Origin of the sequence: Streptomyces odontomachi (genome assembly GCF_024435355.1) — a bacterium.
In the GTDB taxonomy this organism is placed as follows: Bacteria; Actinomycetota; Actinomycetes; order Streptomycetales; family Streptomycetaceae; genus Streptomyces; species Streptomyces odontomachi.
The window spans coordinates 100,964-124,614 of sequence record NZ_JAMJWG010000003.1 but is presented as its reverse complement, the minus strand read 5'-3'; the positions used below and the strand labels follow the sequence as shown (position 1 = coordinate 124,614).

Genomic DNA, 23,651 nt, shown 5'->3' with positions numbered 1-23,651 from the left:
GCGCAACGCAATGGTGCCTTCCGGTCAGGCGGGCGGTTCCGGGCACGGGTGCTGCGGCGTGGTCCTGCTCGGGCAGGACACGACAAGGTGGTGCGTCATCGTGGTGCCGGAGGCGTTCCAGTGGGCCCAGACGACTTCGGAGCCGTCGGCGAGACGGCCGACGGCAAGGGCGGCGCGGTCATGGAGGGGCGGGCCCGGCGTGATGCCGTTCGAACGGCGAGGCGGGGGATGGGCTTCGTGCTGCATCCGGAGCCAGGCGACGGCGTCCTTCGGATCGGTCCAGGTACAGCCGGGGTCGGGTCTTCGCAGGAGCGCGTTGCCGAGGAGGAGTGGGGGAAGTCGGGAATCGATGAAGGCTTCGGTGTGCGGGTCCCCGCGATCCGGGCCCGGGCGGCGGTTGGACTCCCGTCCGAACTCGGCGCCTGCCCCCTGCCAGTGGTAACCGTGCCAATGCAGCATCCGGGCTCCTGAGATTATTGAGCGGCCCGGGAGATCCGGATGTGGGTCACGGGGGCCGACTGCTGGGGTTGATGTGGGGTGAGGGCGCAGCGCGAGTCACGCTGTGCCGCTCACATTTCCTGTGAGATATCGTGAACGAACGGCGATGATTTGACGGTATTGAGTGCGGCATTTCTGAAATCCCTTAGAAATCGTCGAATGGTGGTGCTGGGGAAGCGTCGCTGGGCGATGCCACCGACAGGACGGTTAACGGTTAACGTGAAGTGCTCAATCGCGGGATGCTCCTTCCGGCCAGATCACCCTGACCGGTACGCCGGTCTGGCGGGCGTAGGCCACCACGTCGGCCGTCCCGCCGTACCCTCGGGCCGGTAGTCCGTCCCAGACCGCGACGAGTTCGTCCACCAGGTTGACCAGGAGTTCACTGCCTGCCTGGTGCGCCTCGGACGTGGATGCCTTCATGCCGGTCGAATGAACCTTGCCGGAATGCTCGACCAGTTCGTCATAGACAGCGTGATGGTCCTCGGGGAGTCCTGCCCGATACTCTTCGGCCGGAACGACCACCTCAATCCGTCCACCATGCGCGAGAATCTCCTGCGCGAACCAGGCATCTGGTCCGTCCGCGATACAGGAGACCCCGACGAGTTGGCTGGGGTTGTGTTCTTGCACTACCTTGGCCAATTCGGTGCGAATCAGTTCTTGGCTGGAAGCCGGCATGCCGCGGTGGCCGGTGATACCCAAACGCATGATGTTCCTTTCGGGTGACGGTTACAGGTAGACGTCGTGCAGGCGGTCGTCGAAATCGCGGACGACACGAGGATTAGCTGAGGGATACTGGCGGCGAACGGAGCGGGCGCGTTCAACGATCCGACCCGAACGGTAACGAATACCCGTCTCGAGCGCCTGAGTGGCCAGTGAGAATCCTCCGTCCACCCGGCCGGCGGCCACCTGCGCTGAAGCGATGTCGAGCATCAGCAAAGCACGTTGCTTTTCGTGCCCCGAGGAAAGGGTTTCCTTTGCATCTCTCATACTGCTGGTCACCCAACTGGGCAGGCCGAGTAGGGCACCACAGGTCAGACGCATGGCGGCCACCTTCGCACCGCTAAAGGCGAATATCCACGGCCACGGTGCGGGCTCTTCTGCTGGTGCCTGCTCAGCAGCACGTGCTGCTTGCGTGAGGGACTGGTCTGCCGCTTGCTGATCGCCTGCCGCAGCATGGGCCAGAGCCTCGATAGCGAATAGCCAAGCAGTGGCGATGGCAAGAGGATGGTCCTGAAGTTCCAGGCGAGCCTTCCGAATCAAAGCGAGCCCTTGTGCGGCATTGCCTGCGTGGGCTTCGAACTGCGCCAGGCTTCCAATCTGGTATGCACTCAGCAAACGGTCACCCGCTCGACGAGCGGCCTTGATGGCGCCTCCGTACCAGGTGCGAGACGAACCGCTGTCGCCCATATCCCACGCCAGCCATCCGGCCAAACTGGCTACTTCGCTCCCGACCGCGGCCAACCGCCTCTTCAGCTCTCCGCCGTGCGCCTCGGCGGCGGTGATCTGCGTCAACCGAAGATGCGCAAGCACAGCTTCTTGCAGGTGCCGAGAAGGAGTGGTGCCGTCAAGCCTTCTGAACGCGGAGGTGGCCAAGCGGAGGCTTGACGCCTGGGCGTTGTCGGTCGTGTGCGCATGAGGATTTCCGAGAGAAGCGATGCCGGGGACTGCGGCAACGGCTGCCGCCCCCTGAAGGAACGATCGACGTTCCACCCCCGATCCGCCCAGGTGGGTGGTAGGTGTTGCCGTCTGGTCGGCGAGACCGACGAACTGGAGAGGAATGCCTAAGTGCTGGGCAGCCCTCGCCAGAAGAGACATGTTGTAGGTGCCGTCTGCGCCCATGCCTTCGAGTCGGGAGACAGCCGACTGGCTGATCCCGCAGCCTTCACCCAACTGCCGCTGACTGACTCGAGCGTCGAGGCGCGTCAGCTTGATCACCCGCCCGTAATCGCCTTTGCCGGAGGCGGCGCGCACCGCCTGATTCGACCAGTTCACCATTACCCCGATTCGTACATCGTGCGGCGTGCCATGGCACCCCGGTTATGCGACTGCTGCATACGTCTATGCGCCGCACGGATCAGTGTTGGCCCTTCCAGGATGCCTTACGTCACCGTCACACCACTTTCCGTAGTGGAGGAGGGTGGTATGGCTGCTTCCCCAGATGCCATTGCCAGTGGCCCGTTGTCCTCAGGACCAATCGATGTGAGGGCGATGCGGAGCGTCGCGGCTGAGCTGCTGGCAGACGAAGCGACGCTTCCGCGGTTCGACGATCTCTCTGCGAGGACCAAGCAGTTAGGCGACTACATCGTGGTCCTCGTCTCCGTGGTGGGTGACGCGGCGCACGCACTATCCGACGAGAACGCCGTACGGGGCCCTGTTCTGGCCTCGGTGGATGGGGCGAGCGCGCGGCTTGCCGCAGGCCCCGGCGACGGGCTGGTCTCTGCTGTGAAGTACGCGCGAAGCCTCGCCGTTGTGCTGCTCACTCTGTGCGACCACTACGAGAACTTGACTGGCCCAGAAGCCAAGGATTCCTGCACCAATACCACAGCCGGAGGCATGCAATGACTGAGGCAGACACCAACGGGACCATCAAGCGACCGATCACCGCCGCCGAGCGGCTCAGGGAAGCCGAAGACGTACGCGACGAGTTGTGGGCCGCGCTGCACGCCGCCGGCGTCACCCTGCCGTCGCTGTGCGTGGAACCCGCGGCCTACGCGGACGCCTGGCCGCGCCCGCTCGTCGAGTTGGGGCGCTGCAACCTCGAGACGGCACGGCTGCTGACCAGCGCGCTCAAGAAGGAAGGGGCGGCGTGATGAGGAGGGCGAAGACGCCGGCCGGCAAGGAGGCGTTACGGGCGGCGGCCATCGCCGTGACCCCAGGGCCCTGCCCGAACGGGGTCTTCGCCGATCCCGCGGCGATCGGGATCGGCTCGGTGCTGTACGACCGTGACCGTGACATGCCCGGTCGGGTCCGCAACGTCGACGGTCAGGTCGTCGAGCTCGAACGCCCGACGGGCTGCGCCTGGCGCGTTCACTACCGTCGTCTCCGGCCCGCCACCGAACGGGAGCAGCGCCAGCTGACCGCCCTCGGCAGGCTGCATCGGCAACAGCAAAAGCGACTCCCTCCAGGGAGAAGGAGGCCTTTGCTCCCACCGTGAGGTCTCGTGCGGTCTCCTGCGGTCGCGCGAGGCCCCGTGACGGCCCGTCCGCCCACCCGGGCGAACCCGGATGAGCGGACGGGGTAAAGCCGAACCTACGGGTTCACCACCTTGCCCCCGAACGTCACGTTGAGCGTGCCGTCCGAGGCGAAGGACCAGCCCAGGGTGCCGCTGTAGGACGAGCACCCGGACCCGTTCCCGGTGTCCTCGTTCCAGAACTGGTTCGAGCTGTCGACGGTGCCGATGGTCTTGTCGTTGGAGCCGTCGACGCTGAAACGGCACGAGACGTTGCTCTTGAACACGGACGTGCCCGCGTCGAACGAGAAGTTGCGCTCGGCGTTGTCGATGCTGACGTTGTTCGAGATCGTCATCGAGCCGGGGTTGCTGTTGTAGGTGAACCCGTGGTGGCCGTTGTCGACCGCGATGTCGTGCTGGATGACGTGGTTGACCTTGATGTCGTCGCCGCCGAGCTTGTAGCCGTTGCGGTCGCCGCTGTCGTTCTGCTGGCCGTTGCTGAGCGTACCGTTCCCGTAGGAGAGGGAGTGCTCGATGGTCACCGGGCCGATGGGTCCCGTGTCGGTCTTGGTGTAGAGGTCCCAGCCGTCGTCGATGTTGTTGTGGGACACGTCGTAGCGGAAGACGTTCCCGTTGCCCGAGGTGAGCTTCGACGCGAAGCCGTCCGCGTCCTCACCGTCGGAGTCGGCGTTGTCGTGCGACTCCGAGCTGAGGATGAGGTTGTTGGCCGGCCACTGGCTGTCCGGGGTGTCGGAGGAGATTCGGGAGATCTGGAGGCCCGAGTCGTGGTTGAAGGCCGTTTCGACACGTTCGATGACGTTGTTGCTGCCGCCGACGAAGATCCCGTTGTCACCGGCGTGCTCGACGGCGAGACCGTAGACGTGCCAGTAGTTGCCGTCCACGGCGAGCCCGCGGTTCGCCGAGTCCTCGGCCTGCGCCGAGAAGTTCAGGACCGGCTTCTCGCCCTGGTAGGCGGTCAGGTTCGTGCGGGCGCTGGAGGTGCCGTTGTTGCCCGCCGGGATGGTGACCGTACTCGACAGGTTGTAGGTGCCGCCGCGCACGTAGATCGTGCCGCCCGGGGCGATCCGGCTGATCGCCGAGGTCAGCGTGGTCGGTGCCGACTCCGTGCCGGCCGCGCTGTCGCTGCCGTTCGGTGCCACGTAGAGCGTGCTGTCGGCCGCCGTCGCCGTGGCACCGGGCAGCGCCAGGGCCGCGCCGATCGCCAGGGCCGCGCATGCCGCCAAGGACAGGGGGGTCTTCGACTTCATTGGCGTCTCGTCCTTCTTCCAGGTGGCCCGCGGGGCAGGCGCGGAGAGGGTCCGCGGCACGGGTGCATGGGTGCGTGTGTCTGACTGTGCGGTGTAGAAAGCGCTTACTATGGAAGCGCTTCCTTACGCTAGGCGGGCGCCATGGGCACGTCAATAGTTGGGACTCGATCCACAGGACGGCGCCGTCCAGCACGTGTCTTGGTGGTGAAGCGGCGGAACGCGCCTGGACGAGGGGCGGCCGGGATGCTCCTTGCGGTGCCGGACGTGTCCGAAAGCGATGGTGTGGGGGATGTGCGGGTGGGCTTGGAGGCTGGACGCGTCTGGAAGCTTCTGGAACGTCCAGATGTCGTCGGCTCGCCGTTCCGTGCGGGTACAAATGGGGGGCGCATCCCTGGCCCCGGCGCGTCTTGGAGGTTCCGGCGTGGAGCTGTTGCTCAGTTCGTACGTGCTCACCGGTGTGCAGCGTCCCCGGATGTTGCCGGCGACGACCGTCACGGGCCGGGCGGGCATCATCCTGAACGCGCTCGACCAGTACGGTGCCACGCGGGATTACGCGCTCGTTCGGGAGCAGAAGACCCTGGCGTCGTGGGGCTACCGCGCCGAAGAACTCGACCTGCGGGCCTATTTCGCATCGCCGGACTCGCCCGACGCGCCCGGCTCATCCGAATCGCTCAGCTCATCCGGCGCGCCCAGTTCACCCGGCTCGACCGGCCCGTCCGGCCCGTCCGGCTCGCCCGACGCGCTTGCCGCGCGGCTGGCCGGGCTCGACATGGTGTGGGCGCTCGGTGGCAACGTGTTCGTGCTGGCCAGGGCCATGCATGCGGCCGGGTTCCATGCCGCCCTGCAACGCCAGTCCGGGAGGGCCGAGTTCGTCTACGGCGGGTATTCGGCGGGGGCCTGCGTGGCCGGGCCGGATCTCCAGGGGCTCGGGTTCGTCGATGACGAGGAGATCGTCCCTCCTGGTTACCCTGCGGCGGCGCGGCCCGTCAGCCTCGGGCTCGTGCCGTTCCGGATCGTGCCGCACTGGCAGTCGGACCATCCGGACGCGTCAGCGGTCGACGCCGCCGTGGCCTGGCTCGGGCAGGCCGGCCTGGAACACCGGTGCCTCCGGGACGGGGAGGTCGTGACGCGGGACGGCGCCGTCATCGCCCTTCCCTGACGCGTCGCCCTTCGCGTCGCCGTTCCCTGAGCGGGGAGAAGGAGGGCATCGAGGGGCTTCTAGTTCTTCGTCACGGAGAACAGCTCCAGATGACCGCAGGACGGGCAGCGGTACGAATCGACCTGCCAGGTGCGGCCCGTGAGGTTCTCCCGCACGGCCGCCAGACCGCTGAGCGGTGTCTCGTCCCGCCACACGATGGTCTCGTAACCCATGCGTAACGCCCCCGGGGCCAGCCCCACGGTGCCGCAGTACGTACACCTCACCTCGTTCATGCGCGCGAGCGTATGGTGCTCCGCGCCGGCCGCCGCGCTCTTTCGGGCGCACTGTGACGAAGCGCGTACACAGGAGGAGTTGTGCGGTGGTACGGGGCTAATGACCTGTAAGTTCCGTTCGATGGCCTTCGCGCCTCACCGCTGACGCATCGCCCCCTCCCATAGCGTGAATTGATTCACATCTGTCTCAAAACCGTATGGGGTGTCCGCTGTGGCCGGACGGAGTATCAGGACGCGTCTGCTCCCGTGGACGACCCGACCTCCCACCACCCAGCCTCCCACCGCGGCCGCTCGCCGGCTCCCACCGCAGGCCCTCGCGGCACTCCGCTTCCCGCGCTTCCCGCCGACGTACCGCAGACCTCTCCGGCCCTCCCGTTTCGACCGACCCCGCGCAGATCGAACCCGCAGATCGACCCCCGACCCAACTCCTGACCCACTCCACCGTGATCACCCTCCCGGCCTTCCGTTCGCAGTACACCCCCCCGGCCTCCGCGAGGCTGCTTCAGGAGACGCCATGAACGCTGCGCCTATAGATCACTCCTCGACCACGTCCTTAGCCCCAGCCTCAGTCTCAGCCTCAGCCTTACCGTCCCCCTTACTCCTCGACGTCACCATCCGAGACGGCGGATACGTCAACGGGCACGACTGGACGGTTGCCCAGGCGCGGTCCGTGGTGCGGACGATGGAAGCCGCGCGGGTGCCGTTCGTCGAGGTCGGCTATCTGCGGCAGGCCACGGGGGGCGCCCTCACGCCCGCCGCCCGCTGCGAACCCGACTACCTGCACGCGCTCGCCGCCGAGACCCGCGACACCCGGCTCGTCGTGATGGTGCGGCCCGGTGAGACCGAGCCCGAGGCCTTGAAGGGGCTGGCGGACTCGGGGGTCGGCATGGTCCGGATCCTGGCGGCGCGGCTGGACGTGCCCGCGGCCGTCCCCTTCGTCGAGGCCGCCGTCGCCGAGGGTCTGATCCCGGCCGTCAACCTCACGCACGCCAGCAGGTTCCCCGCCGAGCGGCTGGCCGACGCCGTCGCCGAGGCGGCCCGGGCCGGCGCCCGGATCGTGTACCTGGCCGACTCCAACGGCAGCCTGTACCCGGAGCAGACGGCCTCCCGCATACGTGCCGCCGTGCAGGCCGCCGCGACGGAGGCGACGGACAGGGCGGGCGGGGCGGACGGGACGGGCGGGGCGGTCATCGGCTTCCATCCGCACGACAACCTGGGCATGGCCTTCGCCAACACCGCCGCCGCCCTGGACGCCGGCGCGGCTGCCATCGACGCGTCGATCGGCGGCATAGGCAAGGGCGGCGGCAACCTGCGGCTCGAACTGATCGCCGCCCATCTGGTGCGTCACGCCGGCGCCGACTACTCGATCGATCCGCTGGTGCAGGACCCCACCACCACTCCGGTCAGACTCAAGATGATCATGGAGGCCGGTGCGAAGGCGCTGATGACCGGCATCCTCGACGTCAGCCTGGAGCAGCTACGCGGCTTCCAGGAAGAGGCCGCCCGGCGCGGTTACGACGCACTGCTGCGCGCCGGCGCGTACACCCCGGCTCCGGCCACACCGGCGCCCTGAGCCGTCTGAGTCCCCTGAGCCCTCAGCCCTCAGCCCTGGGCTCCGCGGCGGCACCGCGCTCGGCCGGCCGCGAGCACTCCCCATCCCCTGCTCGTACCACCGCTACCAGCCATCACTCCCGCAGAAGGGTCTCCTTGTTCATGACCGCCCCCACGACCGACTTCGTCGCCGTCCTCGACCGGATGATCGCCGAGCGGAAGAAGATGACCAGCCCGCTCTACCAGACCATCCTGGCGGGCAAGGCGACCGAACGGTTGCTCCAGTCGTTCGTGCTGCACCGTTGGCCGATCAAGAGCCTGTGGACGCGCAACATCCTCGGGATCGCGTCGCACATCGACGACTACGCCATCCGCAGGCTGCTGATCGAGAACATCTACGAGGAGGAGACCGGCGCACTGTCGAACTCCGGCCGCCACCTCGACACCTTCGCGGCGTTCGGGGCCGCCGTCGGCGTCACGCCGGAGCAACTCGAGAACCCGCCGTTGGCTGCCGAGACGGCGGCCGTCGTGGCGCACAACGTACGGGTGTGCAACAGCCGCGAGGTGCACTTCACCGCCGGCATCGCGTCCGTGCTGCTGCTGATGGAGGGCCAGCCGCCCATCGTCCGCAAGGACGGCGCCAGCATGCTGTCGGTGATGCGGGACGTCTACCAGCTGCCGCCCGAGGGGTACGAGTTCTTCGTTCACCACGCCTCGTCCGACGCCGCCTCGGACGCGGTCAGCGAGCTGGAGGACGAGCACGCCGCCGCCGCACGCGAGCTGCTGCGCCGCTACTGCACCACCGACGTGCTCAAGGCCCAGGCCGTCGACGCCCTGGCCACCGCGTTGGAGCTGCGCCACCGGCACTTCGACATGATCCTGGCCACCGGCTACGACGCCGCCGAGCCGGTCTTCGGCCACGGGGACGGCAAGTGACGTCCGAACGGTCAAGCGCGTCAGGTCCGGCGCCAGTGCCAGTGCCAGTGCCAGTGCCAGCGCCGGCGGCGACGCCGGCTGCCGGCCGCCTCGTGCACCACCGCGGCCGGCTCGTCCCGCCCGCCGAGGCGACACTGCCGGTCGGCAGCATCGCCCTGCGATACGGCGTGTCGGTCTTCGAGGGCATCAGGCTCTACCGGCAGACCGGGCTGTCCGACGGTACGGCCGGCGGGCTGTCCGGCGGTACGGCCGGCGGGCTGTCCGATGGCCCGTCCGATGTCCCGTCCGGTGGGGTGCGCGCCTGGCTGATCGAGCAGCACCTGCGGCGGCTGCGCGACTCCTGCCGGCTCATGGGCCTCGACGACGGCTGCTGCGCGGACGTGCCGGGGATCGTCGACGAACTCGTCGGGGTCAACGGCGTCGACGAGGACAGCTACGTACGCGTGGCCGTCAGCGCGGCCAACCCCGGCGGCATCACCGACGCGGCGGAGTGCGCGCTGACGGTGTCCGTGACCCCGTCCGGGCGCAAGAAGTGGCTGGCCACCGGCACCGGCGCCCGGCTGTCCGTGAGCGCCTGGCAGCGGCCGTCCAACGCGGTCTTCCCGGCCGCGGCGAAGAACATCTCCGCCTACGCGGGGCCGCGCCTCGCGGTCGCCGAGGCGCGCGCGGCCGGATACGACAACTGCGTCCTCGTCACCGACGAAGGGCTGATCAGCGAGGCGCCCACCGCGACGGTCTTCCTCGTCGAGGGCGGCCGTCTCGTCACCCCGCGGCTGGCGGACGCGGTGCTGCCCGGCGTCACCCGTGCCTGGGTGCTGGCGGTCGCGGCGGAGCTCGGCCTGCGGGCCGCCGCCGAACCGGTCACGGTGGAGCGGCTGCGCGCCGCGGACGAGGTCTTCCTCTGCGGGACCGGCGCCGAGTTCACGCCCGTGCGGGAGGTGGACGGCGCCCCGTGCGGCACCTGGCCCGCGCACCCGGTGACCGAGTCGCTGGTGGACACCTACTTCCGCCAGGCACGTGGCGAGTGCCCCATCACGCCGGTGCGGTGGCCGGCGCCGGACGGTGCGGATGGTGCGGCGTCGGGCGGGGACGGTGCCGTCCGGATTGCCGGCGCAACGACGGTGGCAGCCGCCGCTTCGGTGCCGGTCGGCGACGGCCCGGCGACCGTCGAGGGGGCCGCCCGGTGACGGAACCGATGGAACCGACGGAACCGGCGGGATCGACGGGGTCGGCGGGACCGACGGGATCGACGGGACCGACCATCGCCTGGCCCAGGGCGCTGGGCCACGCCCAGGCCCTGGTGGCGCGCCCGGGAACGGCCGCCGCCGCGGTCGCCGCGGTCCTGGTGGACGCGCCGTGCTTCCAGAACCGCGACTTCCCGCTCTCCCCGCTGCCCGTCTTCGTCCGGGGCTCCGCCGCCCAGGAGTTGCGGGAGCCCCTGGAGCGCTACGGCGACCTGCTCGGGCACGTGGTGCGGCTGTACCGGGAACACGCCGAGGTGCGGGCCTGGTTCGCGCTGCCGCCCGGTGCCGAACGGCTGATCGCGGCCGATCCGGGGCCGGGGGACGCGCCGTGGGTGTGCCGGCTCGACGGCTACCTGGAACAGGGCACCGAACGGCTGGTGCTGCTGGAGAACAACGCCGACGCCCCCGCCGGCACCCTCTTCACGGCGCGCATCAACGACACGGTGCGCCGGGTCGCCGCCTCGCTCGCACCGGACGCGGCCGGAGCCGCCGGGGTGAACGGTGCTGCGGAGCTGTCGCCGCTGACCTACGGCGGCGACGACCGGTTCCTGAGCGCGCTGCGTGCGGCGGCCGGTGCCGCCGCCGCACGGGTGCCGGGCAAGAACGCCCACCCCGAGAGCGTGGCGGTGCTGCAACCGTCGGGGGCCGCCAACCGGGAGAGCCGGGAGATGGCGGACGAGTTCCGGCAGCGCGGCCTGGACGCCTTCCTCGCCGACCCCCGCACCCTGACGGTGACCGGCGGCCGGGCCCGGTTCGACGGCCGGGTCGCCGACCTGTGCTGGAACAAGGTCAACACGGTGTCCTGGAACGCGATGGCGGCCGAGCAGGACTTCGTGACCGTCTGGGAGCGTGCCCTGCGCGACACCCCGCTGGTGCACGTCAACCCGTTCGGCGCGCGGTACGTGGCGGAGAACAAGCTGAGCCTGGCCTTCGTCCAGGAGCCGCGGTTCGCCGACCTGTTCGACGCCGCGCAGCGGGACCTGGCCGCCCGGCTGCTGCCGTGGACCCGGCGTCTGGGCACCGGCGCGAGGGGCCCGGACGGCACCACCCCCCTGGTGGACGAGTTGCTGGAACGGCAGGGCGACTACGTGCTCAAGCAGCCGTACGACATCCGCGGCGACGGCGTGACCATCGGGGACGCCGTGTCACGCGGCGACTGGCGGGCGGCCGTGCGGCGGGCGGCGGACGAGGGCCACCTCGCCCAGCGGCGCGTGCAGCCGGTGCGCTACCCGGTGGTGACCGCGGGCTCGCCGCAGGTGGAGATGATGGCGATCAGCCTGGACGCCTACCTGCTGGGCGGGCGGCTGGCCGGTTTCGGCTCGAAGGGCAGCCACCACGCCAAGGTGAACGTGTTCCAAGGCGGCCGGAAGCTGGCCGTACACGTCACGACGGGAGAGGACCCGCCAGCGACGGGAGGCAGGGATCGTTGAACACCTCCTCCCTGCCGCCGGACGACCAGACGACCGACCCGCCGCCACCGGACACGGCACGCGGGCCGGCGAAGGCACCCTCCGGAGACGGCGGGCTGCCGAAGACGGGCACCACCAGCGGGTTGCCGGTGACCGGTGCGGCCGGCGAGTTGCCGGTGATCGTTGCGACCGGTGCGACCGGCGAGGCAGCCGTGGCCACGGCGCCGACCCGTGCGACCACCGGAACCGCCGCCGGGATCACCGCCGATCCACCGTCGACCGGGATCACCGACGATCCACCGTCGACCGGGACCACCGCCGCGTCGGCGAAGGCGCGCGGAACCGGCGGCCGTGCCGGGCAACGGCCCGGACTGGGCGGCGCGGGCGGCGGGTTCGCCCGGTTGTGGACCGCCTCGACCGCCTCGGCGATCGGCGACGGCGTCAGCCTGACCGCGGCACCCCTGCTGGCCAGCACCCTGACCGACGACCCGCGTCTGATCGCCGGGGTGACCATGGCGCTCACCCTGCCGTACGCGGTGTTCGGCATCCCGGCCGGCGTGCTGGTCGACCGCACCGAGCTGCGGCGCGCCATGCTGGGCATCGACTTCTTCCGCGGCACGCTCATGCTGCTGCTGTCGTTGTCGCTCGCCTACGGCTGGGCCGGGCTGCCCGCGCTGTACGCCTGCTTCTTCCTGATCGGCACCTGCGAGACGTTCTTCCGCAACGCCTCGCAGGTGATCGTGCCGTCCGTGGTGCCCGAGACCCGTCTCGTGGAGGCCAACGGGCGGCTGATGGGAGCGCAGACCGCGGCGAACCAGTTCGTCGGCCCGCTGCTCGGCTCGGCGCTCTTCCCGCTGGCCCGAGCCGTGCCGTTCGCGCTCGACGCGGTCAGCTTCTACGTCTCGGCCGGCCTGCTGACGAGCCTGCGGATCACCTGCCGGCCGGCGGCGAGCAAGGCGACGAGGACGGGCAGGACCGGGCTGCTCGGCGACATGGCGACCGGCGCCGCCTGGCTGCTGCGGCACCGGATGCTGCGCAACCTGGCGGTCACCGCCGGGCTGCTCAACCTGGTGGTCACCGGCGGCCTCGCGGTGCTGGTGGTGCACGCCCGCGGGGTGCTGCACCTGGGCGACACCGGCTACGGGCTGCTGCTCGCCTGCCAGGCGGTGGGCGCGGTGCTGGCCGCACGCCTCTCACCCGAGCTGACCCGGCGGGCCGGTCCCGGCTGGTCACTGGTGCTGGTCGCGCTGGCCATCAGCGCGGCGAACCTGGTGGTGTGGCTCGTACCGTCCGCTTGGGCGGTGGGCCCGGCACTCGCGCTGACCGCGTGCGCCGGCGTCACCTGGGACGTCGTGGTGGTGGTGAAGCGCCAGACGCTCATCCCCAAGGAGCTCCAGGGCCGGGTCAACAGCGTCTACCGCCTGCTGGCCTGGGGCGCGATGCCGATCGGCGCCGCACTGGCCGGCGTGCTGTCGAAGGCCGCCGGCACGCCCGCCGTCTTCGCGGCGGGCGCGGTGGTCACGGCCGCCATGGCCATACGGCTCGCACTCGGCGTACGGGCCGGCTGGCTGACCCGAACGGAGAGCGGCGGAACGGACGGTACCCGGATGGACAGTGCCGGGATGGACGATTCCGGGACGGACGGTGCCGGGACGGGCGACGGCGAAACGGACGGTGGCGGGACGGGCGGTGGCTAAACGGACGGTGGCGAAACGGAGGGCGTCGGATCGGGCGGCGTCGGATCCGGTGGCGGAACGGGAGATGCCGGTAGTGCAGCGGGTCCCGGAACAGTGGACGAAGCAGAAAGCAGAAGGTGAACCCATGACCGACGCCACCCCGACCGACGGCGGACGCGCCGCGGCCAGCCCCGCACCCGCCGCGGCCAGCCCCGCACCCGCCGGCTCCAGCCCCACACCCACCGGGCACAACACCGCACCCGCCGGGCGCAGCACCGGACCGGCGGGCGACGTCCTCGCCGCCACCGACCTGCTGGAGCTGACGGCCGCCCTGGTCGGCGTCGCCTCGGTGAGCGGTGCCGAGGAGCAGATCACCGACCTGGTGGAACGCCGCTTACGCAGCCGGGCCCCGGCGCTGACGGTGGCCCGGCACGGCAACAACCTGGTGGCCCGCACCCGGCCACGCGGCGCTGGCGTCCCCCGCGTGGTGCTCGCCGGGCACCTGGACACCGTGCCGCAGATGCCGCGCCCGGACGTGCCGCGCGAGCCGGACACCGTGGCGGGCCTGGGTGCCGTGGACATGAAGGGCGGCCTGGCGGTCATGCTCGACCTGGCGGAACGCGCCGCGGACGCCCCCGTGGAGCTCGGGTTCGTCTTCTACGACAAGGAGGAGATCGGCTCGGGGGTCAGCGGGATGAACCTGCTGTTCGCCGAGCACCGTGACCTGGTAGACGCGGATCTCGCGATCCTGCTGGAGCCCACCGACGGCCTGGTGGAGGCCGGCTGCCAGGGCAACCTGGTCGTCGAGCTCGACTTCGAAGGGGTACGGGCGCACACCGCACGCCCCTGGCGCGGCGTCAACGCCGTGCACCGGGCCTCGGCCGCCCTGGCCAGGATCGCCGCGTACGACCCGGAGCCGGTGGTCATCGACGGGCTGGCCTACCGGGAGTCCATCTCGGTGGTCTCCGTGAAAGGCGGCGTCCAGGGCAACGTGGTGCCCGACCGGTGCACCATCCGCGTCAACTACCGGCACGCCGCCACCCGCGACAGCGCCGCAGCGGCCGACCTGGTCGCCGGCCTCGCGCCGGAGGCCGACGAAAGGCGCGTCCTGCTGACCTCGCCGCCCGCCCCGCCCGACCTGCACCACCCCCTGGTGGCGCGGCTGTGCACGGCGACCGGGGAAGCACCGCGGCCGAAACTCGGCTGGACCGACGTGGGCCGCTTCGCCGCGCACGGCATCCCGGCCGTGAACTTCGGTCCCGGCGACTCCGAACTCGCCCACGGCCCCGACGAGGTGGTCTCCCGCACCGAGCTCGTCACCTGCCGGGACGTCCTCGCCGACCTGCTCCTCTCCGGCTGACCCCCGCTTCCGCCGCCCACCCCGTCGCGCCTGACGGCCCCTCCTTCCGTGCCCCTCTCCTACGTTCCTCCGTGCCCCTCTCCTACGTTCCTCCGTGCCCCTCTCCTACGTTCCTCCGTGCCCCTCTCCTCCGTTCCTCCGTGCCCCTCCTCGTGACACAGACGGGATCGATCCTTGATGAGCCAGCCCCCGCACCCGGACCGCCTGACCAGGTCGTCGCTGGGCGCCGAGTACCTCGACCACGTCGCCCGGCGCGGCGCAGCGCCGGCCGACCTCATCGCGGAAGCCGCCGCGTCCGACCTGCTCTCGGTCGCCTACCGGGGGCGGTTCCTGCCGGCGCCGGTGTTCATCTCCGCGGCCGAGCGCACCCGGCTCGCCGACGACCTGGGCACCCTGTACGCGTTGCTGACCGACCTGCCGAACCGGCTGTTCGGCGGCGACCTGGCCGCGCTGGCACGGGGCGTGGGCATGAACGAGCACCAGACCTCCGTGGTGTGCCGGGCGGCGGCCACCGGCGCCCCGCTGGTGCCGCTGGCCCGCTCGGACCTGTACCGGGACGAGGACGGGTTCCGGCTGCTGGAGCTGAACATCACCAGCGCCCTGGGCGGGTTCGAGAACGCCGACATCTGCCGGGCGATGCTGCACCACCCGGCGCTCGCGGAGTTCGCCGAGGCGCACGGGCTCGACCACCCGGACACGATCCGGACGATCCGCGACGCGCTGTTCGCCGAGTGCGCCGCCTTCCTGCCGGAGGGCCGGCGCCCGGTGGTGGCGCTGACCGACTGGCCGGAGAGCTTCCGCACGTACGAGCCCCGGCTGCGGGTGTGGGCGGCGCTGCTGGAGCGTCTCGGCGTCGACGCGGTGCCCTGCCACGTCGGCCAGATCCGGGCGCGCGGTGACCGCCTGGAGGTCGGCGGGCGCACCGTCGACATCGTCTTCCGCTTCTTCCTGGTCGAGGAGATCGCCACCGCGCAGGACGCGGAGCTGGTGGAGCCGGTGCTGCGGGCGGTCGAGCGCGGCGGCGTGGGCATGTTCAGCCGCCTGGACGCGGAGCTGTACGGCAACAAGGGCGCGCTCGCGATGCTCTCCGACGACCGGCACCGCGACGCCTTCAACGCCGCCGAACTGGCCTGCGTCGACCGGTTCCTGCCGTGGACGCGACCGGTGCGGCGCATGGTGGCGGACGGCGACGGCGGTGAACTCCCGCTGCTGCCGTACGCGGTGCGCGAGCAGCAGGAGCTGATCCTCAAGCCCACGCTGCTGCACGGCGGCAGCGGTGTGGTGGCGGGGTGGACGGTCGACGCGGCACGGTGGCGGGCCCACCTCGACGAGGCACTGGACGGGCCGTACGTGCTCCAGCGCCGGGTGCACCCGATGGCGGAGCGGTTCCCCGGCGCGCCGGGCGCCGCCCCCGAGGAGCTGTACCTGAACTGGGGCGTGTTCTACGCCGATCCCGCGGTGGCCGGGGGCGATGGCTACGCGGGCTGCATCATCCGCGGCAGTCTCGACCCGCAGGTGGGCGTGGTCAGCATGGGCGGCGGCGCGAGGGTCGGCTGCTGCCTGCACGAGCCGGCACCCGTGTCCGCGCCCGGGCCCGCGTCCGCGTCCGCCGCCACGTCCAGGTCCGCCGTGCCGCCCGTCCGCGTGCCGGCCGGGATGTCGGACTCCGCCCACGGAGCGAAATGAAGACCGCCCAATGAAGATCGCCCTCATCGACGGCTACTCCACCGGGCGGGTGCTCGCCGAGGCGGTCCGGCGCCGTGGCGCGCCCGCCGTGCACGTCAGCTCGGCGGACGGGATGCCGGAGTACTTCACCCGGGGTTTCGACCCCGGCCAGTACGAGACCTGCCTGACCGCGGACGCCGTCATGGGCGACGCGGGCCCGCCCGCGCTCGCCGAGCGGCTGACGGCGCTCGGCGTGACCCGGGTGGTGGCCGGTACGGAGTCCGGCGTCGAACTCGCCGACACCCTCACCCACCTGATGGGGCTGCCCGGCCACCGGTTCGAGACGGTCGCCGCCCGGCGCGACAAGAGCGCCATGGCCCGCGCGGTGGCCGCGGCGGGCCTGGCCGTCCCGCGCGGCGCGGACTTCGGCGACGAACGGGAGGCGGGCACCTGGTACGCGGCGAGCGGGATGACCGATGTGGTGGTGAAGCCACCGCGCAGCGCGGGCAGCGACAACGTCTGGTTCTGTCGCACCCGCGCGGAGGTCACGTGGGCCTGCGCGCGGGTACTGGCGTCGCGCAACCTCTACGCGGAGCGCAACGGCGCGGTGCTGGTGCAGGAACGGCTGAACGGCACCGAGTACTACGCCAACTCGGTCAGCCACGACGGTCTGCACCGGGTCGCGGAGCTGTGGCGGTACACCAAGCGCACCGGCAGCTCGGGCCGCCCGGTCTACGACTACGAACTACCGGTCCCGGTCGGCGACGCGCAGGGCGATCTGGTCCGCCGCTTCGTGCCCCACGTCCTCGACGCGCTCGGCATCGTCTCCGGCGCGGCGCACACGGAGGTGATGGTGACCGCGCGCGGCCCCGTGCTGATCGAGAGCGGTGCCCGACCGGGCGGCGCCACCCTGCCGTGGGTCGTGGAGAAGTACTGCGGCGTCTCCCAGACCGCACTCCTGGCCGACACCCTCGTCGACCCCGACGCGCTGCGGCGCTTCGACGAGTCCGACGGGAGCGCGGCCGGCCCGGCGGAACTGCGCAACGTGGCGCTCATCAACCACGTGGACGCGCCGGTACGGTCGCTGGCCTGGGAACACCGGCTACGCGGCCTCCCCACCCTGACCGCCCTCAGCCACGGCGCCCACCCCGACCGCCGGCTCCCCGTCACCGTCGACCTGCTCAGCTCACCCGGCTACGCCTACCTGGCCGGCACGCCGGAGGAGGTCGCCCGGGACTATCGGGAGTTACGGGGGTGGGAGGAAGGGGGGCTGTACACGGGGTGACCCCCGGCGGTGCCCCCCGGCACGGCACGCTCGTCTAGGCCGCCGGCCGATCCACCGCCGGCCTTCTGCGTTCGGCGATGTCGGTGAGCGCCGGGTGGGTCCACGCCCCGTCCGGGTGATAGACGTTGGTGCCCGGCGGCACGACGGCGTCGATGCGGTCGAGCGTCTCGTCGTCCAGCAGCAGCGACGCGCCCTTGAGGAGCGCTTCCAACTGCGCGGTGGTGCGGGGCCCGATGATGACCGAGGTGACGGCCGGGTGCGCCGCGGCGAAGGCGACCGCCAGTTCGGGCAGGGTGCAGCCGATACCGGCTGAGATGTCGACGAGTTGCTCGACGATCTCCAGTTTGGTGGCGTTGACGGGCAGCGCCGGATCGAAGCGGGCCGGGGTGAGCGCGGCACGCCCGGTGCCCAGATCGACGGGCCGTCCCTGGCGGTACCTGCCGGTGAGGAAGCCCGAGGCGAGCGGACCCCAGGTCAGGACCCCCATGCCGGAGCGCCGGCAGGTGGGCAGCACGTTCGCCTCGATGCCCCTGGCCAGGATCGAGTAGGGCGGCTGCTCGGTGCGGAAGCGGTGCAGGGCGCGGCGCTCGGCGACGTGGTGGGCGTCGACGATGTCCTCGGCCGGGAAGGTCGAGCAGCCGAACGCGCGGATCTTGCCCTGCCGCACCAGGTCGGTCAGCACCGACAGGGTCTCCTCGATGTCGGTCGCGGGGTCCGGGCGGTGCACCTGGTAGAGGTCTATCCAGTCGGTGCGCAGCCGCCGCAGGCTGTCCTCGACCGCCGTGGTGATCCAGCGTCTGCCGTTGCCCCCGCGGTTGCGGCCCTCACCCATCGGGAAGTGCACCTTGCTGGCCAGCACGACCTCGTCGCGCCGGCCGCGCAGGGCCTTGCCGACGATCTCCTCCGACTCGCCGGCCGAGTACATGTCGGCGGTGTCGACGAAGTTGACACCTGCGTCCAGCGCGGTGTGCACGAGGCGGGCGCACTCGTCGTGGTCCGGGTTGCCCACGGCACCGAACATCATGGTGCCCAGGCAGTGGACGCTGACCTCCATACCGGTGCGGCCGAGAAAGCGGTAACGCATGATGGTGCTCCCTGCGAAGATCGGGGATTCTCGCTCGTCCAGCGCACCCTAGGAACTGGACCCGACTCCAGCTCAAGTCCCATCCTGTGCCCTGTGAACGATTCCCACCCGACCCTGACCATCGGCCAGGTCGCCGTCCGTACCGGACTGAGCGCGGACACCCTGCGCTTCTACGAGCGCGAGGGCATCCTCGCCCATCCCGTACGGCGCGGCGTCGGAGGCCGGCGCGTCTACGCCGAGCACGACGTCGAGTGGCTCCGCCTCTGCGTCGTGCTGCGTTCCTCCGGTATGCCCATCCCCGCGATCCGCCGCTACACCGAGCTGGCCCGCGAGGGAGACGGCACGATGCCCGACCGGCTGGCGCTGTTGCGCGAGCACCGGACGCAGGTCCTGGCGCAGATCGCCGAACTCCACCGCTGTCTCGACCTGATCGGCCACAAGGTCGCCGTCTACGAGGACCATCTGGACGGCGCAGCGGAGCACGCCTGAGCCGGTGAGCCGCCTTGTCCGCGGCTGGCCGCGCCGGGGACCCGCAGCCCGGCAGCCGTCAGGAACCGGCCGTCTCCAGGGCCTCCCGGAGCCGGCCCCGGGATCGGTCGAGCAGGTCGGCGGCCGTCCGCGCGTCCACGTCCGCCAGGATCATCAGGATGGCCTGCTTGACCTCTCCGTCCGCGGCCAGGAGGGCGTTCTCGATGGTCTCGTCGGGGGCGCCGGTGGCCTGGGCGACGATGCGGCGGGAGCGGGCGCGGAGCTTGTCGTTGGAGGCGCGGACGTCCACCATCAGGTTTCCGTAGGTCTTGCCGAGGCGGATCATGGTGATCGTCGAGATCATGTTGAGGACGAGTTTCTGGGCCGTGCCCGCCTTCAGACGGGTCGAGCCGCTGATCAGCTCGGGGCCCACGACCACCTCGATGCCGTGGTCCGCGGCGGCGGCGAGGGGGCTGTCGGCGTTGCAGGACAGGCCGATGGTGAGCGCCCCGCGGTCGCGGGCGTGCCGCACGGCGCCCACCGCGTACGGGGTGCGGCCCGACGCGGAGATGCCCACGACCACGTCGGCGCCGGTCAGGCTCCGTTCGTCGAGGTCCTGGGCGGCCAGTTCGGCGGAGTCCTCGGCGCCCTCGACCGATGTCACCAGGGCGCCGGGGCCGCCCGCGATGATGCCGACCACCTCGGACGGATCCGTGTTGAACGTGGGCGGGCACTCGCTGGCGTCCAGCACGCCGAGGCGGCCCGCGGTGCCCGCGCCCGTGTAGATCAGCCGGCCGCCGCCGGCCATCCGCTGCGCGGCGGCGTCGATCGCGGCGGCGATGCGCGGCAGCTGCCGGGCGACGGCGGCGGGGACGGAGCTGTCCTCGCCGTTCATGATCCGCGCGATCTCCTTCGTCGGCAGCCGGTCGATCTCGGCGAGGTCGTCGCGGAAGGCCTCGGTGGTGAGCGTGGCCAGTTCGGCGCGGAGGGCGGTGTAGGTGTGCGATTCGCTCGAACGGGCGGCGGCGGAGGCGGTGTCGGGGGTACCGGAGCCGTCTGCGCCGTCTGCACCGTCCGTGCGGCCTGCGCTGTCCGTGTCGTCGGTCGTGGAGGTCATGAGGGGCGGCTCTTTCGATGGTTCGCCGTGCGGCGGGTGTGGGTGCGGGGCCGGGAGGAGAGGAGGGAGGGGGCGCTGGGGGAGTGCGGTGCCGGGAAGGGGGGGCCGGGGCCACGGGGTGCCGGGCCACAGGGGCGCGTGGCGGGGCGGGGACGGACGATGACGACGGCGGTGCGAGCGATCTCGGGGCTCCGTGGCTCCGTGGCTCCGTGGCTCCGGGGTGGCGGTCAGCGGGTCAGCGGGTCAGCGGGCCGTTCCGGCACGTGGGGTGTGGCGGTGGGCCAGGGCCTCGTAGGAGGCGGCGAGGGCCGGCGCCGCGGTCTCGTACGTGCGCTGTGCGACGCCCACGAAGAGGCAGTCCACGACGAGCAGCTGGCTGGTGCGCGACGACATCGCCGCGGGGCGCAGCTCGCTCTCGCGCGCCGTGGACGTCGTCAGCACGTGGTCGGCGTACTGCGAGACCGGGCCGTCCGGGCGGCCGGTGATGGCGATGGTCGTCGCGCCGTGCTCGAACGCGACCCGCAGGGGTTCTATGACGTCGCCCGTGGAACCGGAGTGGGTGATCGCGATCGCCACGTCCTTGGCGCGCAGCTGCACCGCGTTGGTGATCGCCAGGTGCGGGTCGCCGTGGGCGTGCGCGATCAGGCCGATGCGCAGCAGCTTCTGGGCCAGGTCCTGGCCGACCAGGGACGATGCGGCATGACCGTAGATGTCGATACGGCGGGCGACGGCGAGCGCGTTGACCGCGGCGCCGAGCTGCACCGTGTCGAGTGCGGCGGCGGTGTCCGCCAGGGTCTGCTGCTCGTCGTAGGCGAGCTTGGCGACGACGTCGGCGATCGGGTCGTCGACTGCTATGTCCGCGGTGACCGCGGGGGCGCGGCCGGACTGCTGCTGGGCGGCCAGGCCGGCCAGGGCCAGCCGCAGATCACGGTAGCCGGGGTAGCCGAGCAGACGGGCGGTGCGCACGACGGTGGCCTCGCTGGTGCCGGTCAGCTCGGCGAGGCCGGTGACCGTGAGGGCGGCGCAGCCGGCCGGGTCGCCGGCGACCGCCTCCGCGACGCGCTGCATGGAGCGGGTCATGGAGGGCGCGAGCGTGCGCACCTTGGCCGCCAGGGCCGCAGGGGCGGGCGGCGTCTCGCCCACGAAAATTTCCTTCACGTTCGAGGTCACGTGTGAAAGATATTTTCGGACGGGGGCGGGGTCAAGAGGGCTGGGTGGGGCGGGGGACGGTTCCGGCCGTGGCGGACGTGTGCGGCGGTGGCGGGGTGTGCGGTGCCGCACAATGGAGAACAGGGAGGTATGGGCATGTCGGGTTCTTCAGGGGCGGCGCCGGTCGATGCGCTGGAGCAGGCGTTGCACGCGGCGCGTGCGCTGGTGCTGGCCGATCTCGTCGCCGGCGGGGTCGCGGAGGCCGACGTCGTCTCCCTGGTCGAGGACTCGGTGGCACACCGCCGCTGGTGGGTGAACGAATGGCCGGACGGCCTCCCGTACCTGGCCGGTCTGGTCGCCCAGGACGTCCAGGACGCGCTGCTCGAACGGTACGGGCGCTGGCCGCTCTGCCCGGTGTGCGGCGCCGGCGACCCGCACGCCCTCGACGTCCAGCCGGAGCTGGGCCCCGACCCGCACTGGGTGTGCGGGAAGGCGGGTGTACGGGTGGCGGCGGTCGGCGGCCTGAGCCGGGTGCCGGGACACGGCGTCGGAGGCTCCGGGGCGTCGCCCGCGTGAGCACCCGCACGGGCCCGCGGTGCGCGGCCGGCCCGACCGGCTCCGTCGATCCACAGCCTGTGGACGGCGCGGTCGCACCCCTCTCCACGACGGCCCGCACGACCGCTGTCCGCAACGCCCCCTCATGACCGTCTACATCGACCCGCCGACCTGGCCCGGGCACGGCCGTATGTGGTCGCACCTGATCAGTGACGTGTCCTTCGCCGAACTGCATGTCTTCGCGGCGGCGCTGGGCGTGCCGGCCCGTGCGTTCGAGCGCGACCACTACGACCTGCCCTCGCACCGGTACACCGACGCGATACGGGCCGGTGCCGTGCAGGTCAGTAGCCGTGAGGTGGTACGGCTGCTGACGGCTGCGGGGTTGCGGCGCCGGAAGCGACGGTGAGGCCGTCCTGCGCACCGCGCCGGGCGTCCGCGCGGTGCCGGCGCAGGGAGACGGTGACCGCGACGGTCGACGCCACGGCCATGGCGGCGCCCGCCCAGGCCGTGGCCGCGTACCCGAAGCCCGCGTCGATGATCGTGCCGCCGACCCAGGGGCCGCCGGTGTTGCCCACGTTGAAGGCGGCCGTGGTGGTGGCGCCGGCCAGGGTCGGGGCGGCGCCGGCGACGTTGAACATCCGGGCGTTGAGGGCCGGCGCCGTGGAGAACGCGGAGAACCCGAGGAGCAGGGAGAGGCCGACCGCGGCCACCGCGTACTGGCTCAGGAGCGCGAAGCAGGCCAGCAGCACCGCGGTCACCGTGGTGCCGAAGATCATCACCCCGAACAGGTGCGCGTCGGCGATCCGCCCGCCGACCGTCGTCCCCACCAGCGCACCGACCCCGAACAGCGCCAGCACCGTGGGCACCCAGCCGTCGTCAAGACCGGCCACCTCCGTCAGTACCGGCGAGAGATAGCTGAACAGGCAGATGACGGAGCCCGCCGACAGCGCGATGGCGGTGACCGACAGCCAGAGCTGACGGTCGCGGTAGATCCGTATCTCGATACCCAGCCGCGGCAGCTCCGCCGGCCTGGGTATCGGCGGGATCAGCGCAGCGATGCCGACCAGCGCCAGCGCGGACGCGGCGCCCACCGCCCAGAACGCGGCACGCCAGCCCAGGTGCTCACCGAGGAAGGCGCCCGCCGGCACCCCGACGACGTTGGCGACCGACAGGCCGCCGATCATCACGCCCATCGCGCGCGCCCGCGCGGTCACCGGCACGGTCGCGATCGCCACCGCAGCGCCGACCGCCCAGAACCCGGCGCAGGCCAGCGCGCTCACCACCCGGGACGCGAACAGCACCCCGTACGTGGGCGCGAGCGCCCCCGCGACCTGGCCGGCGCCGAAGACCGCCAGCAGGGCGAGCAGGGTGGCGCGGCGCGGCAGCCGCAGCGTCGCCACCGCCAGCAGCGGAGCGCCCACCACCATGCCGATCGCGAACGCCGAGATCAGCAGCCCGGCCTGCGGGATCGACACCTGCATGTCGTCGGCGATCGGCGGCAGCAGCCCCGACAGCATGAACTCGCTGGTCCCCAGCGCGAAGACGGACGTGCCGAGCACGTAGACAGCCAGGGGCATGCGAGAGGAGAAACGTCGGGGCATATGAACGCCAACGGGGTGGTTCCCTGAAGCATTCCCCCCACGATCACCACGCCCGGTACCCGGGCTCGGGGGTGCGCCGGCTCACGTTTCGGCACCCGGGCCTGGGCGCCGCGCCGGCTCACACCTCCGGGACTGCTCACGCCTCCGGGACTGCTCACGCCTCCGGGGACGGCTCACACCTCCGG

General features: G+C 71.6%; 24 protein-coding genes. 15 read left to right on the top strand and 9 right to left on the bottom strand.

All coding sequences use genetic code 11. The features are described from left to right. Nucleotides 1-24 precede the first annotated feature (24 nt). From NQO67_RS08445 to NQO67_RS08435, 3 genes are all read right to left on the bottom strand, one after another. Complete coding sequence (locus NQO67_RS08445; RefSeq protein WP_255948854.1) at nt 25-459, bottom strand: hypothetical protein; 435 nt, start codon at nt 457-459, stop codon at nt 25-27. A gap of 267 nt (nt 460-726) precedes the next feature. Further along, nucleotides 727-1,203, bottom strand: coding sequence for a hypothetical protein (locus NQO67_RS08440; protein ID WP_255948852.1), 477 nt, complete (start codon nt 1,201-1,203; stop codon nt 727-729). A gap of 21 nt (nt 1,204-1,224) precedes the next feature. Further along, entirely contained in the window at nt 1,225-2,493 is a 1,269-nt protein-coding gene (locus NQO67_RS08435) for a helix-turn-helix domain-containing protein (protein WP_255948850.1), read from the bottom strand. Between the two features lie 147 nt (nt 2,494-2,640). Here NQO67_RS08435 and NQO67_RS08430 point away from each other — a divergent pair, with 147 nt between their 5' ends. From NQO67_RS08430 to NQO67_RS08420, 3 genes are read left to right on the top strand one after another with little or no spacing between them, the layout of a single operon-like run. Next, nucleotides 2,641-3,060 carry a DUF6415 family natural product biosynthesis protein gene (locus NQO67_RS08430; protein ID WP_255948848.1) on the top strand — a complete coding sequence of 140 codons (420 nt, stop codon included), beginning with the start codon at nt 2,641-2,643 and terminating at the stop codon, nt 3,058-3,060. Further along, nucleotides 3,057-3,308, top strand: a complete 252-nt coding sequence (locus tag NQO67_RS08425; RefSeq protein ID WP_255948836.1) for a hypothetical protein — start codon at nt 3,057-3,059, stop codon at nt 3,306-3,308. The genes NQO67_RS08430 and NQO67_RS08425 overlap by 4 nt, the downstream gene beginning before the upstream one ends. Next, nucleotides 3,308-3,652, top strand: a complete 345-nt coding sequence (locus tag NQO67_RS08420) for a hypothetical protein (RefSeq protein WP_255948834.1) — start codon at nt 3,308-3,310, stop codon at nt 3,650-3,652. Before NQO67_RS08425 ends, NQO67_RS08420 begins: the two co-directional genes overlap by 1 nt. A 95-nt stretch (nt 3,653-3,747) precedes the next feature. On the opposite strand, the gene NQO67_RS08415 is transcribed toward NQO67_RS08420, so the two are convergent. After that, nucleotides 3,748-4,935, bottom strand: coding sequence for a right-handed parallel beta-helix repeat-containing protein (locus NQO67_RS08415; protein WP_255948832.1), 1,188 nt, complete (start codon nt 4,933-4,935; stop codon nt 3,748-3,750). 421 nt (nt 4,936-5,356) lie between these two features. Here NQO67_RS08415 and NQO67_RS08410 point away from each other — a divergent pair, with 421 nt between their 5' ends. Further along, nucleotides 5,357-6,094 carry a Type 1 glutamine amidotransferase-like domain-containing protein gene (locus tag NQO67_RS08410; RefSeq protein WP_255948830.1) on the top strand — a complete coding sequence of 246 codons (738 nt, stop codon included), beginning with the start codon at nt 5,357-5,359 and terminating at the stop codon, nt 6,092-6,094. Nucleotides 6,095-6,153: 59 nt separating this feature from the next. Here NQO67_RS08410 and NQO67_RS08405 read toward each other — a convergent pair whose 3' ends face one another. Next, entirely contained in the window at nt 6,154-6,366 is a 213-nt protein-coding gene (locus NQO67_RS08405; RefSeq protein WP_255948828.1) for a hypothetical protein, read from the bottom strand. Nucleotides 6,367-6,880: 514 nt separating this feature from the next. On the opposite strand from NQO67_RS08405, the gene NQO67_RS08400 reads away from it, so the two are divergent. From NQO67_RS08400 to NQO67_RS08365, 8 genes are all read left to right on the top strand, one after another. Next, complete coding sequence (locus tag NQO67_RS08400; RefSeq protein ID WP_255948826.1) at nt 6,881-7,939, top strand: hydroxymethylglutaryl-CoA lyase-like TIM-barrel protein; 1,059 nt, start codon at nt 6,881-6,883, stop codon at nt 7,937-7,939. 140 nt (nt 7,940-8,079) lie between these two features. After that, nucleotides 8,080-8,853, top strand: a complete 774-nt coding sequence (locus NQO67_RS08395; RefSeq protein ID WP_255948824.1) for an iron-containing redox enzyme family protein — start codon at nt 8,080-8,082, stop codon at nt 8,851-8,853. A gap of 92 nt (nt 8,854-8,945) precedes the next feature. After that, nucleotides 8,946-10,040 carry an aminotransferase class IV gene (locus tag NQO67_RS08390; RefSeq protein WP_255948822.1) on the top strand — a complete coding sequence of 365 codons (1,095 nt, stop codon included), beginning with the start codon at nt 8,946-8,948 and terminating at the stop codon, nt 10,038-10,040. After that, nucleotides 10,037-11,527, top strand: a complete 1,491-nt coding sequence (locus NQO67_RS08385) for a hypothetical protein (protein ID WP_255948811.1) — start codon at nt 10,037-10,039, stop codon at nt 11,525-11,527. Before NQO67_RS08390 ends, NQO67_RS08385 begins: the two co-directional genes overlap by 4 nt. Then, a complete protein-coding gene (locus tag NQO67_RS08380) occupies nt 11,524-13,203 on the top strand; it encodes an MFS transporter (protein WP_255948809.1) in 1,680 nt (559 codons plus the stop codon). The genes NQO67_RS08385 and NQO67_RS08380 overlap by 4 nt, the downstream gene beginning before the upstream one ends. A 124-nt stretch (nt 13,204-13,327) precedes the next feature. Continuing rightward, a complete protein-coding gene (gene dapE / locus NQO67_RS08375) occupies nt 13,328-14,542 on the top strand; it encodes a succinyl-diaminopimelate desuccinylase (RefSeq protein ID WP_255948805.1) in 1,215 nt (404 codons plus the stop codon). A gap of 177 nt (nt 14,543-14,719) precedes the next feature. Beyond that, nucleotides 14,720-16,228 (top strand): hypothetical protein, encoded by a 1,509-nt coding sequence (locus NQO67_RS08370; RefSeq protein ID WP_255948794.1) that lies wholly within the window; start codon nt 14,720-14,722, stop codon nt 16,226-16,228. Nucleotides 16,229-16,238: 10 nt separating this feature from the next. Continuing rightward, nucleotides 16,239-17,492: an ATP-grasp domain-containing protein gene (locus tag NQO67_RS08365; protein WP_255948792.1), complete on the top strand. Its 1,254-nt coding sequence runs from the start codon at nt 16,239-16,241 to the stop codon at nt 17,490-17,492. Nucleotides 17,493-17,526: 34 nt separating this feature from the next. Here the strand turns inward: NQO67_RS08365 and NQO67_RS08360 are convergent, their stop codons facing one another. After that, on the bottom strand, nt 17,527-18,576 hold the full coding sequence (locus tag NQO67_RS08360; RefSeq protein ID WP_255948790.1) for an aldo/keto reductase: 1,050 nt from the start codon (nt 18,574-18,576) through the stop codon (nt 17,527-17,529). A gap of 93 nt (nt 18,577-18,669) precedes the next feature. On the opposite strand from NQO67_RS08360, the gene NQO67_RS08355 reads away from it, so the two are divergent. After that, nucleotides 18,670-19,065, top strand: a complete 396-nt coding sequence (locus tag NQO67_RS08355; RefSeq protein ID WP_255948780.1) for a MerR family transcriptional regulator — start codon at nt 18,670-18,672, stop codon at nt 19,063-19,065. 58 nt (nt 19,066-19,123) lie between these two features. Here NQO67_RS08355 and murQ read toward each other — a convergent pair whose 3' ends face one another. Then, complete coding sequence (gene murQ, locus NQO67_RS08350; protein ID WP_255948778.1) at nt 19,124-20,161, bottom strand: N-acetylmuramic acid 6-phosphate etherase; 1,038 nt, start codon at nt 20,159-20,161, stop codon at nt 19,124-19,126. Between the two features lie 243 nt (nt 20,162-20,404). Further along, nucleotides 20,405-21,331, bottom strand: a complete 927-nt coding sequence (locus NQO67_RS08345) for a MurR/RpiR family transcriptional regulator (RefSeq protein WP_255948762.1) — start codon at nt 21,329-21,331, stop codon at nt 20,405-20,407. A gap of 135 nt (nt 21,332-21,466) precedes the next feature. On the opposite strand from NQO67_RS08345, the gene NQO67_RS08340 reads away from it, so the two are divergent. Further along, on the top strand, nt 21,467-21,886 hold the full coding sequence (locus NQO67_RS08340) for a DUF8819 family protein (RefSeq protein WP_255948760.1): 420 nt from the start codon (nt 21,467-21,469) through the stop codon (nt 21,884-21,886). A 124-nt stretch (nt 21,887-22,010) separates the two neighbouring features. Next, nucleotides 22,011-22,271 (top strand): DUF4031 domain-containing protein, encoded by a 261-nt coding sequence (locus NQO67_RS08335; RefSeq protein WP_255948758.1) that lies wholly within the window; start codon nt 22,011-22,013, stop codon nt 22,269-22,271. On the opposite strand, the gene NQO67_RS08330 is transcribed toward NQO67_RS08335, so the two are convergent. Beyond that, the gene (locus NQO67_RS08330) at nt 22,207-23,442 is read right to left on the bottom strand and encodes a Cmx/CmrA family chloramphenicol efflux MFS transporter (protein ID WP_255948756.1); all 1,236 of its coding nucleotides are present in this window, start codon (nt 23,440-23,442) and stop codon (nt 22,207-22,209) included. The two genes, NQO67_RS08335 and NQO67_RS08330, sit on opposite strands and share 65 nt — an antisense overlap. Nucleotides 23,443-23,651 lie beyond the last annotated feature (209 nt).

Excerpts from the sequence above, each read along its gene's own strand:
- dapE (WP_255948805.1), top strand. The coding sequence starts at position 13,328 with ATGACCGACGCCACCCCGACCGACGGCGGACGCGCCGCGGCCAGCCCC.
- NQO67_RS08435 (WP_255948850.1), bottom strand. The coding sequence starts at position 2,493 with ATGGTGAACTGGTCGAATCAGGCGGTGCGCGCCGCCTCCGGCAAAGGC.
- NQO67_RS08430 (WP_255948848.1), top strand. The coding sequence starts at position 2,641 with ATGGCTGCTTCCCCAGATGCCATTGCCAGTGGCCCGTTGTCCTCAGGA.
- NQO67_RS08335 (WP_255948758.1), top strand. The coding sequence starts at position 22,011 with ATGACCGTCTACATCGACCCGCCGACCTGGCCCGGGCACGGCCGTATG.
- NQO67_RS08365 (WP_255948792.1), top strand. The coding sequence starts at position 16,239 with ATGAAGATCGCCCTCATCGACGGCTACTCCACCGGGCGGGTGCTCGCC.
- NQO67_RS08340 (WP_255948760.1), top strand. The coding sequence starts at position 21,467 with ATGTCGGGTTCTTCAGGGGCGGCGCCGGTCGATGCGCTGGAGCAGGCG.
- NQO67_RS08395 (WP_255948824.1), top strand. The coding sequence starts at position 8,080 with ATGACCGCCCCCACGACCGACTTCGTCGCCGTCCTCGACCGGATGATC.
- NQO67_RS08445 (WP_255948854.1), bottom strand. The coding sequence starts at position 459 with ATGCTGCATTGGCACGGTTACCACTGGCAGGGGGCAGGCGCCGAGTTC.
- NQO67_RS08330 (WP_255948756.1), bottom strand. The coding sequence starts at position 23,442 with ATGCCCCTGGCTGTCTACGTGCTCGGCACGTCCGTCTTCGCGCTGGGG.
- NQO67_RS08440 (WP_255948852.1), bottom strand. The coding sequence starts at position 1,203 with ATGCGTTTGGGTATCACCGGCCACCGCGGCATGCCGGCTTCCAGCCAA.
- NQO67_RS08420 (WP_255948834.1), top strand. The coding sequence starts at position 3,308 with ATGAGGAGGGCGAAGACGCCGGCCGGCAAGGAGGCGTTACGGGCGGCG.
- NQO67_RS08425 (WP_255948836.1), top strand. The coding sequence starts at position 3,057 with ATGACTGAGGCAGACACCAACGGGACCATCAAGCGACCGATCACCGCC.
- NQO67_RS08405 (WP_255948828.1), bottom strand. The coding sequence starts at position 6,366 with ATGAACGAGGTGAGGTGTACGTACTGCGGCACCGTGGGGCTGGCCCCG.
- murQ (WP_255948778.1), bottom strand. The coding sequence starts at position 20,161 with ATGACCTCCACGACCGACGACACGGACAGCGCAGGCCGCACGGACGGT.
- NQO67_RS08400 (WP_255948826.1), top strand. The coding sequence starts at position 6,881 with ATGAACGCTGCGCCTATAGATCACTCCTCGACCACGTCCTTAGCCCCA.
- NQO67_RS08360 (WP_255948790.1), bottom strand. The coding sequence starts at position 18,576 with ATGCGTTACCGCTTTCTCGGCCGCACCGGTATGGAGGTCAGCGTCCAC.
- NQO67_RS08370 (WP_255948794.1), top strand. The coding sequence starts at position 14,720 with ATGAGCCAGCCCCCGCACCCGGACCGCCTGACCAGGTCGTCGCTGGGC.
- NQO67_RS08415 (WP_255948832.1), bottom strand. The coding sequence starts at position 4,935 with ATGAAGTCGAAGACCCCCCTGTCCTTGGCGGCATGCGCGGCCCTGGCG.